Origin of the sequence: Paenibacillus plantarum (genome assembly GCF_013141695.1) — a bacterium.
GTDB lineage: Bacteria > Bacillota > Bacilli > Paenibacillales > NBRC-103111 > Paenibacillus_E > Paenibacillus_E plantarum.
Window position 1 is genome coordinate 18,182 of record NZ_WHNY01000059.1, and the last position, 18,318, is coordinate 36,499.

Genomic DNA, 18,318 nt, shown 5'->3' on the forward strand with positions numbered 1-18,318 from the left:
ATAAGTTTTCATCAAAGTAAACTTGTTATAAAGGAGAATCCTGATGCTTTTGAGGACATTTAAACGTATTTTTCTAAATCGTTTTCTTTTTACAACGAGCATTCGCAATAGATTGCTTGTGTACTTTATCAGCTTGATTCTCTTGCCAACCTCTATTATTTCGTACACGATATACGCTAAATCTACCAGCATCATTACGCAAAAAATCAATGCCTCCTTAGAAGAAAAGCTCGCTATGATTGCGATTAATATTAATCAAAAATTGGAGGCCATCAATGATATTTCGGCTGAAATCTACCTGAATCGCGATCTAATTCGCGTGTTATCCTCCCAGCATCCCTTCGATAAAACAGCGCTGGTGAGTGAAATGTCCTTGCTGGATAAGCTTTTGGAGAATTATTCCGTTCCCAATGTGACACAGACTTTGCTCATACCAAGGCTCTATCTAATCAACAGGCCTGAGTATTTGATGTACAGCTTTACGGATAAGGTTTCCGATATCAGCTTGATTGAGCAAGAACCTTGGTATTTAGACCTTCCCCCAAAAGCCGAATATACCGTTGTGGGGCTGGATAAGGTCGTCATTTCCTCCACAACCCATCCGACCATTAAAATTGCCAAAAGATTATTCGGATTGGATGATATGCTGATTCCCTATAATGGACTGCTCACCATCGATGTAGACATTGATTACTTTAATAATATCCTAAATAAGTCGAAGCCTACCGCTGGTACTTCAACCTTCATTATTGACAAGCGTAACTCTATTATTATTAGCCCGAATACCTCATTACTCGGTAAAGCGGCGAGTCAAGAAATGGAAATGAGTGGAACGATTACAAACAACCCAGAGGCTGCCGGATCATTCATTGAAAAACACAGCCATGGCGATATCTTTGTTTCTTATCAACACATGACCGATTTAAATTGGACGATCGTTTCATTAACACCTATGAACGAATTAAACGGTGAGCTGAACGCTTTTAATAAATTCATCTATATCGTCATTATCCTATGCACGATTCTTGCCTTGTTAATGGCCTTATTGCTTGCAGACAACATTTCATTTCCTATCCGCAAGCTTGTTAAATCCATGAAAATTGTCCAAAACGGCAATTTCGAAATTTCACTGGACTACAAACGAAACGATGAATTTTCTTACCTTTTTAAAACCTATAATAAAATGTTGATTGAACTCAAAAGTTTGATTGATAAGCTGTTTATAAGTGAGAAGGTCAAACGCGAAGCAGAACTAAAAGCCTTGCAGGCTCAGATCAACCCTCATTTTTTATATAACACCCTAGATTCCGTAAATTGGATGGCTATTAAGCATAATGTACCGGATATCAGCACCATGGTGACTTCGCTTTCGGATACGTTCAGATATAGCTTAAGTAAAGGCAATACGATCATTCCGCTTTTAGATGAGAAAAAACAAGTAGAAAGCTATTTGAAAATCCAGAAAATCCGCTTTAAAGATAAATTAGATTATTCGATCGATTTCCCTCAGGAGATCCTAGGCTACTTAACGGTTAAATTGATTTTACAGCCTATTGTAGAGAATTCAATTATCCATGGAATTGAGAAAAGAAGGGGAATCGGAACCATTATCATCAAAGGTGAGCGATTGGACTCCCTGATTGAAATCAGCATCAGCGACAATGGTGTTGGGGCGGATGTGAAGGAACTAAATGCCATCTTACAAGACCCAAACAGCTTAAAGTCCTTTGCAATCCAAAATGTGAATGAACGAATCAAACATTTTTTCGGGAATGAATATGGTATTCAATTTTATGACAATGAAGAATCCGGCGTTACAGTCCGCTTGCGACTCCCAGCCGTTACAACAATGGAGGGTTACGATGTTAACGATGATCATAGCAGATGATGAGTTTATTGTCAGGGATGGACTCAGCAACAGTGTGAATTGGGAGGAGTTGGGAATCCAGGTTATTGCCGAAGCCGTCGATGGGCAGGAAGCCCTGGAGCTGTGTCAAGAGCTTAAGCCAGATATTCTACTTACCGATATACGCATGCCGCTTGTCGATGGACTTGAGGTTGCAATGAAGCTGAAGGAATGGGAAAGCGACATCAGAGTCATTATTATCAGCGGCATCCAGGATTTCAACTATGCCAAAACAGCCCTCGACATCCACGTAGAAGGCTATATTCTAAAACCAGTTAGAATCAACGAGCTCGTCGAGATGGTGACTAAAGTGGTGCATCGCATAAAGATGGAACGCAATCTGCATTCCGAAATGACGCATTTAAAGCAGCAACTGCACGAGCACTTTCCATTGATTCGCGAAAAATTTCTCCGCAATTTAATTTGGGGTGTAAGTTCAAATGAGAGAGAAATACATGCGAAATTAAGCTTTTATCAATTACCTTTGCGTGCGGAGGAAAGCCATCTTGTGTCTGTTTTACAAATTGATGACTACGATACAATAACGGAAAATAAATCTGAGGAGGATAAACAAATCCTTAGTTTTAGCGTATCTAATATTGTTGAGGAAATTATCAGCAGTGCTCACTCTGGCGTAAGCTTCTGTGCCAACGAAAATGAATTCGTGCTCATTTTCAATTCGAACATAGAGGGTTCTAACCGACATACCGAAATATGTGAGGAAATACTCGCGTGCCTGAGGAAGTATTTGAAGATTTCCATTTCCATTGGAATCGGACGCCCCGTGAATAACATTCTAGCCATTCACTCCTCCTATAAGGATGCTTGTATGGCATTAAAGTACAAATTTCATACTGGAAAAAATTCAATCCTCCATATAAGCGATATTTATAGCATCAATGATATCTCCGCCAATTCGGTCGATAGGTCCGATTTCTACGACAATGAGAACCTGCTCATGAATGCTATCAAGCTTGGAGACAGCAGCGGTGTTTCAAATATCCTTAGTAACATGTTCGATCAGTTGAGAAACATGCCTGTAGATTACATACAAAGCATATGCTTAGAAATGGTATGCATCGCATCCAGAACTGCACAGGATCTAAGCGAGGATCTCGATCAAATTGTTGGTAAACGATCCAGTATCTTTGAATCTATTTATAAGAAAGAAAATGCTCAGGATTTAAACAACTATATATCAAACCTGTTCCATCTTATGGCACAATATTTTTCTAATAAATATAATCAAAAGAACTCTAAAGTGATCCAAAAAATGATGGATATCATCAAGCTGAGGTATAAAGAGGACATCAGTGTCATGAAAATTTCAGAAGAAATCTATCTAACGCCAAATTATATCAGCTTGATCTTCAAGCAAGAAACGGGGGTAACAATTACCGAATATATTACCAGTCTACGTATGGAGGACGCCAAAAATCTCTTGAAATCCACCAGTTTAAAAATTCTGGAAGTCGCTGAAAAGGTAGGTTATGAAAACCCACACTATTTCAGTACCGTTTTCAAGAAATATACGGGCATTCATCCGCAGAAGTATCGATCCTGATAGTTACAGTTTGGCCATAAAATTTTAAACTTAATATCTGTTATATAAAGGGAGAGTGTCCAGTTGAAGAATGTACGCTTCATAGGCAGCCTACTCGTATTATTCATAGGTTTCGCATCGACTACCTTGCCTGTTTCAGCTCAAATCACGATAGATCCTGTGCAGACGATTACACCAATTACGAACCTTAATCCTAACGTCAAGGACCTCATCATGTTTCAGAATTCTAGCTTCGTACAACTAAAATGGAAAGCTCCGACAATTGCAATATCGTATATCGGTACTCCCACTGTTGCTCCCGACGATACCATTTATTTCACTTTTACAATACTGGCTGGAAACGGGATTGCGGCACATTGGCCTGACGGGACGAAGAAATGGCGAATTGCAATCAATGAAACTATCTTAACATCACCTGCCATCGATAAGGATGGCACCATTTATGTCGGTACTGGCCGAGCCGGTGAGCCAGGCAAGCTAATGGCATTTCGAGCAGATGGTTCATTGAAATGGTCTTTCATTACAGGCGATCAAGTCGCATCAGTGCCGATCTTTGGGGCGGACGGAACGATTTATGTCGCATCTAAAGATGGCATTCTACATGCACTAAATCCTGTGGATGGCACAGAAATCTGGTGGCTTGATCTGGAGGTAAAAAACCAGGCGAAGCTGATTCTTAGCCCTGATGGCACCATTTATGTAACCATGGGTGCCAAATCGCTTTACGCGATCAAGCCAAATGGGACGAAGAAATGGACATTTCCAATAGGTGGTCTAGCAACATCGACACCTACTATCGGGTTAGATGGTACCATTTATGTTGGATCTGATGATCATAAGCTTTATGCCGTTTCACCTAACGGAACTAAACAATGGGAATTCGATCAAGGCAGCATCCTATATGCGCCATCTGTCGGTCCAGACGGAAGTGTTTATTTCGGATCACAAGATGGAAAGCTCAACGCACTATTACCTAGTGGAACGATAAAATGGCAATTCGCAGCAGGCGGTACGGTCACCCCGCCACTTCTTGGGCCGAATGGACTTATCTATACCAACTCATCAGCAAATAAAGCGATTTACGCGCTTAGCCCCGACGGTACCATTCAGTGGCAATACAAGATTGATACTAACGAGATTTTACCCTTATTCACTGGACATGATGGGACCCTCTACGAAGTATCCACCAAATTTGCCGATCAAGATGAAATTAAGTCCGAGGGCTTATTAGACATGTTTGTTTTGTACATGTACGCGCTCAAAGTTCCTGTAACAGCCATAACGATCAATAAACCCACACTCAACCTTCAAGTGGAGGAACGCGTCTCACTCAGCGCCGCGATTTCCCCCAGCTATGCATCCAATCATAAAACAACGTGGAAGAGCAGTAATCCAAACATTGCAGCAGTGGACAGCAACGGGCAAGTCAGTGCACTCATCCCCGGTACAGTAACAATTACTGCAACTTCCGGAGACGGCTTGTCTACACAGAGCAAGGTCACTGTCACAGAAGGAACTAGCCCTGCAACGACTACAACCGCAGATACAAGTCCCTTTACAGACACGAAAGGACATTGGGCAAGTCCTGAGATTAGCATGGCCTATGAGCGTAAAATCGCGAGCGGTTATCCGGACTTCTCATTCAAGCCGAATGCTAACATTACGCGTTCTGAGTTTACGGTTATGGTAATGAATGGTTTGAAGCCTAACTTAGCGGGTGTACCGCTCACTTTCACCGATACGAACCTGGTAGAAGATTGGGCGGCAAATTCAGTCAAACAAGCCGTTCAGCTTGGTCTCGTCAGCGGATATCCCGATGGCACATTCCGACCGACAGCCAACATTACCCATGCAGAAATGATTTCTATGGTCGTAAAAGCCCTGGGTCTCCCCCTAATGGCAGGTATCCCAACAGGCTATGCCGATGATGCCGACATTCCAGATTGGGCTAAGCCAGCGGCGGTCATTTCTAGCAAAAACAACCTACTTGGCGGCACCATAGGTAATAACTTCGCCTCATCTATGCTTGCTACCAGAGCGGAAGCCGTTACAGCTATTGTTCGAATGCTTAATATTAAGCCATAACATATAAAACCTCTGCCCCCTATAATAGACAATAGAGAAACTATCAGGTTCATCTATTCTATTTTAGGGGTTCTTTGGCGTGGGGAAAAAAGAACAGAAGTTAAATAAAAAGACACCCAAAAGGGTGCCTCCTCCTAGACGACGCCTAGTTCATTAATCCAACTCAATAAACTTTGGTATTATCTGTTGCAGTAACTGTTCAATTTGTCCTCTACTTAACTGATCCTCTCTTTGTTTCATTGTCAAAAGGACATCAACGATATCACGATCTCCATCATCGTTTAAATCTGCCAACACGATGGGCAAATGGTTTACGAATACTTGGTAATTTTGTATGCTGCCATCCTGTGCGGATACCGTAATTTGAATCGTGTGATTTCCTTCTACTAGATTTGGTACGCCATAGGTGAACTCATTGTCTGCAAGTATGTTACGTACAGCACCTGTTACCGCAATCGTTTGATAGGGATCCGCAGGGATGAGCTCGAATTGAAAAGTTAAAATCTCATTCGGTACATCTACTGAATAATACACATTCGATGGCTCAAAACCTGGCGTTAACGTACTTTGTTTCACATTTATGTTAGACAACAGGGCATTGCTGGATGGCGAATTAATGTCTGTTAGCTTTACCATAATGGTTTTTATGTTTCCCACATCATTTGCATCACGGATACTAATCGTATCCCCTACGTTTACAATAATATTATCGGTTGATGTGCCAGTAATCGGAATATAAGCTGACCCTTTCACGGAGTACTCCATACCATTTCGAGTATTATTCAGCTTCGTTGTTCCTGGGTTCGTCCCCTTCGTCAGCGTTGTGAAAGCCCATAGTTGAGGATATTCATTCGGAAGTTGAAACCAATCTGACGCAAAATTCCAGCCATTAAAACTAGTTTTCATTTTCATTTCGCTAACCGTTAAACCAGTGCCTTTCCCCGTATCATCTTGGTGTGATGAACCATTGTTGTAGTAGCTATTGGTGATCGTCCTATTATTTACCCCCACCAATCCACCAGATTGGTTAGTCCCGCTCACAATCCCTGTGGCGTAGCTAGTGGTGATCGTTCCATTCATATTTACGCCAACCAAACCGCCAATCTCAACATTTCCAATTACGCTAGCTGACGCATAGCTATTCGTGATTGTACCATCATTAAATCCGACCAAACCGCCGATAGCATGATTGCCATTTACAGTTCCAGTAACATAGCTGTTGCTGATGGAGCCAAACCTATTGTGTCCTGCCAAACCACCAACAACCCAATTTCCAGTTATATTTACATTTTCCAATCTCATATTCGTAACAGTACTACCTAATTCTAGTTGACCAAATAACCCAACAAAATCAATGGTTGACTTTCTAATAGTTAGCCCTCTAATTATGTGACCGTTGCCGTCTATATTTCCACGAAAAGCTGAGCCATCACTGCCGATCGGTTGCCAACCGTCCCCCTCATTGTATGGACTAACATTTAAATCAATATCATTGCTCAGCTTAAAATATAGACCCAGCTCCATATTATTCCTTACATTATCAAGTTGCTTAGCAGATGTAATTTCAAAGGGTTGTTGCTGCGTTCCGTTTCCTCCTGCAAATTCATCCCAATACTCACATTGTTTAACTACCCCAGGCGCTGGATCACCTTGTGCGAAAGTCGCCGTATCACAACTCACTCCGTCGGTGAATCTAGCGTATACCACATTATTATCAATCCCGTATCGCACTAATTTCTCTCCTGTAAAGTGACAATATGCCCCTTCACCAGCGCAGTATACCCAATCGTTACCTGCCGCGGCTACTTCATTGCTCCCGCCAAGTATCCCGCTCGTTCCACCCAATACCATCATCCATACAAATAGGATTATCATTCCTTTTTTTAACATTGAACGCATCATTATTTCCCCTCCAAAGCTAGTAAAACTCTCTGACATACTTATTTCAGGAATAAAGCCAGTACTAGATTCTCGGTGCTACATATGCGACTTTATACCTATTATCATATCACATATCCAAATTTATGAAGTGAATATTTTGTCAAAATAAACCATAAATTGTCGATACCATTTGACAGATCTCTACGCAAAAAAATAAGCCCCTTTTCGGGGCTTATCCAAATCTAGTCTATCATCGGAGAAATCAGACTCAGTATGAAAGTAATATCATTCCGATCGATTCTACCATCAAGATTGAAATCTCGCGCAGGACTATCGGAAGTAATAAAAGTAACAACATCATCAATTTGAATACGACCATCCTGATCATGATCCAATAAAGCCATCCAGGCTCAACAGGTGCAGGAACCAACAAACCAGCAAGTCAATGGCAGCATAAGTCTGGAGACAAAAACCCACGCTCAGTCGTCGTTACGATTACACGTTTACCATTGTGAGAATAACAAAAAAAACAGTCGTGTGCATGAGGCATACGGCTGTTTTTGCTATACAGCTCCCATTCAATTTCACGAACATTAACCCATTGACAATAAATAATGTTCGTATTATGATAGTCAAGGCGATGACAATCAGCCGCATAACTTTGAATCGTTCGTATATCCTCGAGAATTGGCTTGGGGGTCTCTAGAGGAAGCCATAACTTCCTAGCTACGACGGGTGCTCTTTTTCGCATACCCGTATGGCTAGGTTTTTTTGCGTCCAAATATGACTGTTCCAGAGGAGATTGCTGCTTATGAAAGCTTATGATTTTATCGTTGTTGGTGCAGGACCTGCCGGTATTTTTGCATGTTATGAGATGACATTGCTTCACCCTAACGCGAACATTTTACTCGTTGACAAAGGCCACGATATTTACAAACGCAGTTGTCCGATTCTCGAAAATAAAATCAAGCTTTGTCCACCTCCGGCTGGCAAGAAGGACTTCTCTGGCTGTCTTCCCGCGTGTTCCATTACCTCCGGTTTTGGCGGAGCAGGTGCTTACAGCGATGGAAAATTCAACATTACAACCGAATTCGGTGGCTGGATGACGGATTATTTGGCCCCAAGTAAAGTTATGGAGCTCATTCGTTATGTAGACAGCATCAATCTTCAGCATGGCGCAACAGAAAATATTACGGATCCTACAACGGAAGCAGTGAAAGATATTGAGCAACGCTCCTACGCGGCGGGCTTAAAGCTGCTTCGCGCTCAGGTTCGTCATTTGGGCACGGAGCAAAATCTAATGATCCTCAAATCTATCTATGAATATTTGAAAACACGCATCGATATGCAGTTCAAAACCGAAGTCGATGATATCATCACAACGAAAAAAGAAGATAAAAATGTCATTCAAGGCATCCGCTTAAAAGATGGCACGGAGCTCCTGAGCAACTATGTCATGCTGGCTCCAGGACGAGACGGTTCGGCTTGGTTAACGCAGGTGCTCAAGAAACGCCGACTCAAAATGTCCAACAATCAAGTCGATGTTGGTGTCCGTGTCGAAACCTCTGATGTCGTCATGCGTGAAATTAACGAACATCTGTATGAAGGTAAATTTGTGTATAACACTTCCGTTGGTACACGCGTTAGGACCTTCTGCAGCAACCCTTCTGGACATGTTGTGGTTGAGAATCACAGCGGTATTATGGCCGCTAATGGTCATTCCTACAAAGATCCTGCGCTTGGATCTAACAACACGAATTTCGCATTACTTGTTTCTCATAAATTTACGGAGCCTTTCGATAAACCGAATGAATATGCACGAGAAATATGTAAGCACGCGAATGACTTATCAAGCGGAGGCGTCATCGTTCAGAAATTCGGCGATATTATGCGAGGACGTCGATCCACAGCTGAACGGATACGCGAAGGATTTTTAGAACCCACTCTCTCTGAGGCCGTTCCGGGGGATCTTGGTCTTGTTCTTCCTTACAATACAATGAAAAGCTTAATTGAAATGATCCACGCACTTGAAAAAGTAACACCAGGTATCGCTTCCGAACATACGCTTTTCTACGGAGTTGAAGCCAAATTTTACTCTGCTCGACCTAAGCTGACTGAGAGCTTTGAGACGGAAATCAAAGGTCTTTTCTGTGGCGGTGACGGAGCAGGAATTACACGAGGATTAGCACAAGCAGGTGCTGCTGGCGTATGGGTTGCTCGTAATATTCCACTGTAAATTATTTCCGAGGAAATAATTGCTCGTTCGTCAAAATCAGCATAAAACCAACATTTTCTGCCTTTGAGGGCGAATCATGTTGGTTTTTTTTAATGAAAAAAGCCTTCCCATACCTCACAGATTATGGTAAGATAAAACCGTCTTAAGTAATGTAAGCGTTATCATTTTAAGAAGGGGGCAAATAAAATGAATGTAGCGCTCGAAGTAAAGAATACATATGAGGATTTTATTTTAGAAAAGGACATTATGTATTTCCGCGTTGGTGAACATGGCCTAGTCTCCTTTCATGGGAAGAACTACCATATTAAGAAACGCTTAAATACGGAAGAGATCCAAAATATGACCTCAGACAGCAGCTTTTTCAAAGTAAACACAGATTGTTATGTGAACACTCGTAAAATTCAACATATTGGGGACGGCAAAGTGTTCTTCGAAGGTAGAGGATCCGAATCCAAATACACGTCGATTACGAAGCTTCGCCAACATAAGTTGAAAGAGATTGTCTTGCAACTAAAGGCTGAAGCATAGGCACAATCGAATATAAGCACCAAAAAAGGAGCCGAGCGAATTGATCGCCAGCTCCTTCCTTGTTTATACCATTATGAAATTTTAGCTAGTGTCTCTTGCTGATGCTCGCGAATCAGAAAGCGTATGTAATCGACGGTTGTATCTTTCACTTTTTTGGCTTCTTCCAACGTAGCGAAGCTGTATTCAGCATAATCTGTGCTTTCATACTTGTTCAACTCTTCATTGTTCATGCCAAGCGTGGAAAAGTTATGAATGAGCTCATAGGATGTTTTCGAATCCACATTTTTCACAAAAATATCTTTCGAAAAGAAAGAGCCTTGTTTCTCTACTTTAAAGATGACTCGAAACGGCTTCTCCTTATCCGAAACAAAACATTTAATGACAACGTCGATTTCCATCGTTTGGTAATCCACCGTGTGCTTCGGTTCCTGCATTGGTTTCTGCATCCATTTCTTCAATATCCCCAGCACAAGATCCCTCCTCACACATGAACTTATCCTCATATTGTAGCGAATCCCAAGTTAATTGACAACCCAAATGATGGAATCTTTATAAAATAAAAGTCGAATTTACTCATTTCAAGCCATTTCCTGCTCCTTCAATGATTGTATCGAGAGTGATGACTTATATTTCCAAGTAATGAATAGGCAGAGCAAGCCCGTTAGAACCCCACAAGCAATAAATGCCCCATTCGCCCCAAATCGATCCGCTATGAACCCAGAGAACAGACTGCCAATCGGTGTAGAACCCGCAAATACAAGGGAATACACACTCATGACACGTGCACGATACTCATCCTTCGCGTACATTTGAAGAGCCGAATTACTATTTGTCGCGAATAAAATATTAAAGAACCCCGTGCACGTAAGCAGCGTACCACAGACCCAAACGGAACCACTCAGTCCATTAAGAATTAAGCAAATGGCAACCAAGCAGCTTGCAGCCATACTCAACTTCAGCTTCGGACCTCGCTTACTGCGAAATGACATCGTCAGAGCCCCTGCAAGGGACCCCACTCCCAAACAAGACATCAACGTACCATAGGTCGTCTCTCCCATGTGCAGGACATTTTTGGTGAACACAGGAATTAGAATATTAAAGTTAAAAGCAAGCGTACCAATAACGGTTACCAGCAACACAGTTGGTGAGAGGATCGGATCTTTGGCAATGTAGACGATACCATCTTTAATTTCCTTCAGAATGCCTTCCTTCGCTCTCATCTTACGTACGTAAGGTGCTGCCTCAATATGAATCAGTCCATATAGAACAGCTATGAAGCTGACTCCATTTAGCAAAAAGCACCAACCTGCTCCCAACCAGGCCATCATGACTGCACCAATCGAAGGGCCAACAATTCTTGCCATATTAAACGTCGTTGAGTTGAGGGCAATCGCATTCATCAAATCTTCTTTACCCACAATTTCCACATTAAACGCCTGTCTTGTAGGCATATCCAACGTATTATTCAAGCCTAGAAGCAATGCTAAGACAAGAATATATTCATATCGAACCATATCCGTAAGTACCAATGTGGCCAATGCGAAGGCAAGTATCATCGATACCGTCTGTGTGAGTATAAGAATCTTCTTCTTCGGGAATTTATCCACGATAATGCCGGCAAACAGCGAAAACAAAAGGATCGGTAGAAACTGACACGCTGCCACAATCCCAAGTTTAAGAGACGAGCCCGTCAGTGTGAGAACGAGCCAGGACTGCCCGATATTTTGCATCCATGTGCCGATCAGCGATACACATTGTCCTAACCACATATAGCGATAATTCTTGTGTGTCAACGCATGGAAATGACGATCAATGAACACAGCTCCCGCAGCCCTCATATTCATTGGTCTACCTCTTCCTCAGCAAAGTGAGCCGCATTGTGACCCATTTTTTCTAAAATCGTAAGAGCCATCTGCTTCTCCTCATCCGACATGCCGAACGTAAGTCGCTCACGCCAATCCGTGAGAACTTTGCGAACGTCCTCCTTAATTCCGCGAGCTTTTTCCGTCAATAAAACCTCGTAACATCGCTTATCTTTTTCACTGACTGTGCGCGTTATGTAGCCTTGCTCTTCTAGCTTTTTCAGCGCTTTTGCCGTCGTTCCTTTATCGATTTTCAAATAGTCGGACAGCTCCTCTTGTGTTAAACCGTCCTCTTTATACAACGCATTGAGGAAAATATGCTGACCTCTACCGATCTCGAATTGCTTCAAATGGTCACCAATATACATCTGTCCGTACCGGTAAATCAGCGATACCCACCTTGGAATCGAATTTCGCGTTTCAATCACTGCAACAACCCCTCCTGGTTTTGATTTTACTGCTAAAATGCACCTAACCTACCGAATCGTTGCACTTGCCACTAATTTAGTGTACGCCGAATACGTTGCATGTGCAACTAATTTTTGGCGGAGATTTGTGCTGTAGTGATGTTTTTCATCACTATGGAGCCTGGGCGCAGTAGGTTTTGGCGGGTTTTGCGACTGTAGTGATGTTTTTCATCACTATGGAGCCTGGGGGCGGCTGGTTTGGGCGGGCTTTGCGGCTGTAGTGATGTTTTTCATCACTACAGAGCCTGGGGGCGGCTGGTTTGGGCGGGTTTTGCGGCTGTAGTGATGTTTTTCATCACTATGGAGCCTGGGGGCGGCTGGTTTGGCCGGGTTTTGCGGCTGTAGTGATGTTTTTCACCGTTACAGCACGCAGGGCAGATGGTTTTGGCACTTTCTCCAGCTGTAAGCGTGTTTTTCACTGTTACAGCACGGTAAGCTGGTAGTTTTGGCGCTTTCAGCAGCTGTAAGCGTGTTTTTCACCGTTACAGCACACGCCATGCAAAAAAAGAAGGAGCAAGTCGAAACTTGCCCCTCCTTTTCAGAAATAGCGCCTAACGCTGCGCGTTCAGCGCTTCTTATAGAAACCTTACGCAAACCGGTCGCGATACCGCTACGGTTTGCTCTGTTTCTTGCAGCATCCCTGTTTCCGCATCCCTGCGGAAGACAACGATGCTGTCCGAGTTCTGATTCGCCGCGAGCAGGAACGCATCCTGCGGCGAAAGTGCGAAATTCCGCGGCCATTGCCCCCGCGTCGACTGCCAACCCACGACCGACAGCGTGCCGCTGTCTCGGTCGACCCCATAAACCGCGATACTATCGTGTCCGCGGTTCGATGCATACAAGAAACGGCCATCCCCGGAGAGGTGGATGTCCGCGCAATAGCTGACACCGCTGAAGTCCTCCGGCAGTGTCGACAAGCTCTGGACAGCGGCCATGCGGCCCGCGTCCGCCTCATAAGACAACACGGTCACCGTGTTGTCCAGCTCATTGATCGCGTACACATGCGTGCTGTCCGCGTTAAATACCGCATGCCGCGGGCCCGCGCCCGGCTTGACCCCTGCTCCGCCATGCGGCAGCAGGTCGCCGCTCTCCGCGTCAATGCGGCTAACAACCAGCCGATCAAGGCCCAGATCGGCCGATACAGCAAACTGATTGTCCGGAGACGGGACAATCGAGTGCGCGTGCGGCGCTTCTTGGCGATCCACTTGCGGTCCAAGCTCGCCTTCATGCTTAATCAGCTGCGTGCGCTCGCCCAAACCACCGCCCGCTTCAACGGGAAACACCGTTACATCGCCGCTTAAGTAATTCGCCACATACACCCTGCGGCCCAATGCATCCAAGCTAATGTAACAAGGCGCAGAGCCATCTGCTGGCTGTTGGTTGATTTTGCTCAATCTCCCCGTGCCCGCTTCAATCGCATAGGCTGCTGCCGAGCCTCCGAACCGTCCCTCATATGTCACAGTTTCACTGACAGCATACAAAACGGTTTTATCCTTGTTCACCGCCAGAAACGAAGCATTCGGTAAATCGCTATACGTTTCGACCAGCGTCAATTCACCATTTTGCCCATCAAAGCTATATAAAGAAATGCCAACTGGATGCTGATCATCCGTGTATGAACCAACATACACAAACGCCTTTGTATTTTCTCTTGTATTTTCACTTTCATTTGCATTTGCATTTGCATTCACACTCGCATCACTAATCGCAGTTTCACGCTCATTTCCCATTCCCAACTCTGCCTCCCATTTTCCCCTATAAGTGATCTTCCACACGCCTTCGTTTCCCAAAAGCCGTCACACACATCGCAATAATCGCTCCGTACAGAGCAAGTTCCATATCATGCTGAGCATCCCAAGGATCCCCTTGCGCCCCAACGAATAACGTACCGATCTCAGGAGCTACGATCATGGCAACCCACATTTCGATAAGCTCATAGAAAGCACCCATAACCAAAACGATAACACACGTCATCACATAAATCCATCTTCTCCCAAGTGTTGTCCAGCCCCTCAAACCTTCATAGATCGGATAGGCACAAAGCAATCCGAAACTCAAATGAACCAGCCGATCAAAATGATCCCGCTCTGACCCAAATATGCTCCGCAACCAAGGATCGAACCACGTCCCATTGTATGAAAAGTGAGCCCCAACACTATGCAGCAACAGGAAACTCGCCAATAAGCCATACGAAAGATTTGAAAAAACAAATACTCTATACGTAGCGATCAGTCCAAGTAATGCTGCCCACGTCAAAAGATTTTCTAACACCCAATCCCCGCGACTATGCGGCGCAATTGCCAACCATCCCCACACTCCAAGCCACACAACCAGAATCATATGCAATATCCAATTGGTTTGAAAAGATTTCTTATTCCCTTGACTTTGCATCTGCGCAGCCCCCTTATCGTCTCTACAGACTAAGAGTACCGTGCTAGCATGCCTTCCAAAAGTACTAACTTTTTCTAGTACCGAGCCCGGGATCACTCATTTAGCTGAAAGATCCTTTCATGTATAGGCTGCGGAACTCACTCGGTGTCATGCCTTCATGTTCATGAAATCGCTGATTGAAATAGCTCGCAGACGTGTACCCAGCTTCACCTGCAATGTCTTTGATCGGCCAATTTTCCTTCTCAATTAAGCGCTGCTTAGCGAATTGAATTCGGCAAAGTGTGATGAACGACAACGGCGTCATCGAAGTGGCTTTTCGAAATATTTTGCAAAAATAATACGTACTGACGCCCGTGAGCTCCGCCCACTCTTCGAGATTAAAAGGCTCGCAAGCTCTACGCTGCATCTCTGGAAGCAAGGCTAGAATCCGATCCACGGATTCCGTCCCACGATTGACCGTTAATGGCGAGGCATAGCTCATGAATTCGCACAAAATCATATACATCAGCGTGCTCAACTGCGTGGGGCGAAGTATTTGATGGGCTTCCGCTTCTAAAAGCAGCTCATTGAAAGCTTTCTCAAGCTCTGCATTTCTTTTTAACGTCCATAAATTGCGCAAAAATCCCTTCTCCAACAGGAACTCCTTAATCTGATCCCCATAAAAATGCACCCACCGCACATCCCACGGATCATCTTTGGAACTGGAATAACGCTGCTCTTGATAGGGCGGAAATAAGAAGGCATCCCCCTTTTGCAAGGTGTATGACTGCCCCTCGATCTCCACATAACCTTTTCCTGAGATGACAAAATGCAAACTATACGTCGACCATAAACCCTCTGGCCGCTCAACTTCATGCTGGGGCTCTTCGCTATACCAGCCAACGGATTCTGGGAATATGAAATACATGGATTGCTGTAAGGTAGGTAACATAACTTGTCGGCGCATCGAATAAGACCTCATCTCTAATGACAATATTACGATAGTCGATTCAATATATTGTTATATTCATTTTAAATAACTCATTTTATAATAGCAATATAACGTTACACATTCCGCTTCAAAAAAAGGAGAAATGCTGTTATGACTAAACTTCGTTGGGGAATTCTAGGCTGTGCGGGTATTGCCATCCGTGCCTGTATCCCAGGAATTAAGCAGTCCGAAACCGGTGTTGTAAGCGCAATCGCTAGTCGCAATCTGGAGAAATCTCAAGAGGTTGCCACTCGACTTGATATCCCGAAAGCTTATGGAAGCTACGAAGAATTGATTGCTGATCCAGATATTGATGCGATCTACATTCCTCTTCCGAACCATTTACATAAAGAGTGGACGATCCGCGCAGCGCAGGCAGGAAAGCATGTATTGTGTGAAAAGCCTGCTGCTCTGACCGCCGCTGAAGCCCAGGAAATGGTTACGGTTAGCGAAGAAGCTGGCGTGCTGTTCGCTGAAGCTTTCATGTACCGCCATCACCCTCGTTACGAACGCGTGAAAGCCATCATGCAATCTGGCGAAATCGGAGATATTCGCGGTATTCACGGTACATTTACGTTCAGCAACCCGGATGATAGCAAAAATGTTCGTTACGTCCGCGAATGGGGAGGCGGCTCGGTCTATGACGTTGGCTGTTACCCGCTAAGTGCGGCTAGATATTTGCTAGAACGTGAACCTGAGGCTGTTACCACTCATGCGTTCTTCTCACCGGAACATGATAACGTCGATATGATGATGTCCGGACTTGTTGAATTCAGTGGCAATGTAGCCCTCACGTTCGATTGCGGGATGTGGGCTTCGTTCCGAAATACACTTGAGATTCTAGGTTCTAAGGGGCGCATTGTGATTCCATCGGCCTTTGTAACTCCAACTGAAGAATCCGGTCATTTCCAAGTTTTTGTCGGGAACGAGCAGCGCGAAGAGAAAGTCCCTTTCCTTAACCAGTACGCCCTGCAGGTGGACGATATGGCCTATGCTGCTTGGGGTGAGAAAGCGCAGCGTTTCCCTGCACATGATGCCATTTTAAATTTGAAAGTTATCGACGCCTGCTTGCAATCCGCAACAGAACGCGCGCGCGTTCAGCTTTAATATTTCAAACCGAGAGGCTGGAGATCATACATGAAACACATTCAAATTAAAGGATTAGATAAACCGGTATCCAAGTTGGTGATGGGATCTGACTTTTTCAGACTAGATAACCCGCACGAAGTTAGTGAAATCCTTCATCATTATTTGACTATTGGCGGGAACACGATTGATACTGCTCATATTTATTGTGGTGGACAAAGCGAGCAAGCGATTGGTATTTGGTTGGACGAAACGGGCAAAAGAGAAGAAATGGTGTTATTCACCAAAGGTGCTCATCATGATAACAACGGTCCTCGCGTGAATCCGGAAGCTATTCGTCAGGACTTAATGACAAGTTTAGATCGGATGCGCACCGACTACATCGATTTGTACGGTTTACACCGTGACGACCCTGCAACACCTGTTGGCGTCATTGTCGAAGCTTTGAATGAGCATCTGGAAGCTGGCAGAATCCGCGCTTTCGGCGGATCCAACTGGACGCATCAGCGCTTACAAGAAGCGAATGAATATGCCGCGAAGCATGGCCTCGTCGGCTTTAGCTTCAGCTCTCCTAACCTCAGTCTCGCTAAGCCAAATGAGCCGTTCTGGGCTGGCTGCGTCTCTGCCGATACAGAAGCCTTGCGCTGGTACGAAGAGCAGCAGTTTCCACTGCTGTCATGGTCTTCGCAAGCGCGCGGTTTCTTCACGGGCCGGTTCTCGCCGGAAATCCGCGATAACGCGGATCTCGTTCGCGTATTCTACAGCGACGAGAACTGGACGCGGTTGCAGCGTGCGCAGCAGCTCGCACAGGAAAAAGGCGTGAGCGCTATCCAAATCGCCCTCGCCTACGTGTTAAGCCAGCCGTTTCCGGCATGCGCGCTGATCGGTCCGCGCACCGAGGCCGAGATGGTCTCCTGCCGCGATGGCGCAGAGCTAGTGCTGTCGGCGCAAGAGCTGGCCTGGCTTGATTTGACTGGAGCTACGGTGTAGCACCATAATGCTCGCAAAGAGGCTGTCTCAAAGGTCAATTTCGACTTTTTGAGACAGCCTCTTTTTTCGTTATTGACCGATGCGTAAACCTGCTTCCCGCAATCTAATTGGATTTTCTCCATCTATTTGAAGCGGATTCCACGAATTCGAAGGATTAACTGTATTTCCTGTAGTTATATTCCTTCGATTTGCTCGTTTCTTCAATTTTGTTACAAATTAGATGTACTTTTTCCATCTATTCACAAAAATGCTTCAGATTCGAGCAAATTAGCTGTAGTTTATACATCTAAACACGAATATAGTCAGTCACCATGCGTCCACAAAGCTACAAGTCAGCAATAATCCTACACCC

The 18,318-nt window shown here is 44.4% G+C and carries 15 protein-coding genes and 1 riboswitch; of the genes, 7 read left to right on the top strand and 8 right to left on the bottom strand.

The window, feature by feature from the left end; translation table 11 throughout:
- Nucleotides 1-43 precede the first annotated feature (43 nt).
- From GC096_RS17715 to GC096_RS17725, 3 genes are all read left to right on the top strand, one after another.
- A complete protein-coding gene (locus tag GC096_RS17715) occupies nt 44-1,888 on the top strand; it encodes a cache domain-containing sensor histidine kinase (protein WP_171631998.1) in 1,845 nt (614 codons plus the stop codon).
- Entirely contained in the window at nt 1,863-3,470 is a 1,608-nt protein-coding gene (locus GC096_RS17720; protein WP_171632000.1) for a response regulator, read from the top strand. The genes GC096_RS17715 and GC096_RS17720 overlap by 26 nt, the downstream gene beginning before the upstream one ends.
- A gap of 63 nt (nt 3,471-3,533) precedes the next feature.
- Nucleotides 3,534-5,555, top strand: a complete 2,022-nt coding sequence (locus tag GC096_RS17725; protein ID WP_171632001.1) for an S-layer homology domain-containing protein — start codon at nt 3,534-3,536, stop codon at nt 5,553-5,555.
- A gap of 153 nt (nt 5,556-5,708) precedes the next feature.
- Here GC096_RS17725 and GC096_RS17730 read toward each other — a convergent pair whose 3' ends face one another.
- Nucleotides 5,709-7,457 (bottom strand): GLUG motif-containing protein, encoded by a 1,749-nt coding sequence (locus GC096_RS17730; protein ID WP_171632003.1) that lies wholly within the window; start codon nt 7,455-7,457, stop codon nt 5,709-5,711.
- Nucleotides 7,458-7,678: 221 nt separating this feature from the next.
- Nucleotides 7,679-7,831 carry a hypothetical protein gene (locus GC096_RS17735; RefSeq protein ID WP_171632004.1) on the bottom strand — a complete coding sequence of 51 codons (153 nt, stop codon included), beginning with the start codon at nt 7,829-7,831 and terminating at the stop codon, nt 7,679-7,681.
- 255 nt (nt 7,832-8,086) lie between these two features.
- Nucleotides 8,087-8,185: riboswitch (purine riboswitch) on the top strand.
- 62 nt (nt 8,186-8,247) lie between these two features.
- Between GC096_RS17735 and GC096_RS17740 the strand changes: the two genes are divergently transcribed.
- Together GC096_RS17740 and GC096_RS17745 are read left to right on the top strand one after the other, a co-directional pair.
- A complete protein-coding gene (locus tag GC096_RS17740) occupies nt 8,248-9,672 on the top strand; it encodes an NAD(P)/FAD-dependent oxidoreductase (protein ID WP_171632006.1) in 1,425 nt (474 codons plus the stop codon).
- 186 nt (nt 9,673-9,858) lie between these two features.
- On the top strand, nt 9,859-10,200 hold the full coding sequence (locus GC096_RS17745) for a LytTR family transcriptional regulator DNA-binding domain-containing protein (protein WP_171632008.1): 342 nt from the start codon (nt 9,859-9,861) through the stop codon (nt 10,198-10,200).
- A 71-nt stretch (nt 10,201-10,271) separates the two neighbouring features.
- Here GC096_RS17745 and GC096_RS17750 read toward each other — a convergent pair whose 3' ends face one another.
- The 6 genes from GC096_RS17750 to GC096_RS17775 all read right to left on the bottom strand — a co-directional run bounded on the left by GC096_RS17750 (nt 10,272) and on the right by GC096_RS17775 (nt 15,866).
- Nucleotides 10,272-10,670: a hypothetical protein gene (locus GC096_RS17750; protein ID WP_171632009.1), complete on the bottom strand. Its 399-nt coding sequence runs from the start codon at nt 10,668-10,670 to the stop codon at nt 10,272-10,274.
- Nucleotides 10,671-10,778: 108 nt separating this feature from the next.
- Complete coding sequence (locus GC096_RS17755; RefSeq protein ID WP_246302813.1) at nt 10,779-12,044, bottom strand: MFS transporter; 1,266 nt, start codon at nt 12,042-12,044, stop codon at nt 10,779-10,781.
- Nucleotides 12,041-12,490, bottom strand: a complete 450-nt coding sequence (locus tag GC096_RS17760) for a MarR family winged helix-turn-helix transcriptional regulator (RefSeq protein ID WP_171632010.1) — start codon at nt 12,488-12,490, stop codon at nt 12,041-12,043. The genes GC096_RS17755 and GC096_RS17760 overlap by 4 nt, the downstream gene beginning before the upstream one ends.
- A gap of 614 nt (nt 12,491-13,104) precedes the next feature.
- Nucleotides 13,105-14,259, bottom strand: a complete 1,155-nt coding sequence (locus GC096_RS17765) for a lactonase family protein (protein WP_171632012.1) — start codon at nt 14,257-14,259, stop codon at nt 13,105-13,107.
- A 25-nt stretch (nt 14,260-14,284) separates the two neighbouring features.
- Nucleotides 14,285-14,920 (bottom strand): DUF2238 domain-containing protein, encoded by a 636-nt coding sequence (locus GC096_RS17770; protein WP_171632014.1) that lies wholly within the window; start codon nt 14,918-14,920, stop codon nt 14,285-14,287.
- A 100-nt stretch (nt 14,921-15,020) separates the two neighbouring features.
- Nucleotides 15,021-15,866, bottom strand: a complete 846-nt coding sequence (locus tag GC096_RS17775; protein ID WP_171632015.1) for a helix-turn-helix transcriptional regulator — start codon at nt 15,864-15,866, stop codon at nt 15,021-15,023.
- Between the two features lie 135 nt (nt 15,867-16,001).
- On the opposite strand from GC096_RS17775, the gene GC096_RS17780 reads away from it, so the two are divergent.
- The gene (locus tag GC096_RS17780; protein WP_171632017.1) at nt 16,002-16,997 is read left to right on the top strand and encodes a Gfo/Idh/MocA family protein; all 996 of its coding nucleotides are present in this window, start codon (nt 16,002-16,004) and stop codon (nt 16,995-16,997) included.
- Between the two features lie 30 nt (nt 16,998-17,027).
- A complete protein-coding gene (locus GC096_RS17785) occupies nt 17,028-17,966 on the top strand; it encodes an aldo/keto reductase (protein WP_171632018.1) in 939 nt (312 codons plus the stop codon).
- Nucleotides 17,967-18,318: the final 352 nt, after the last annotated feature.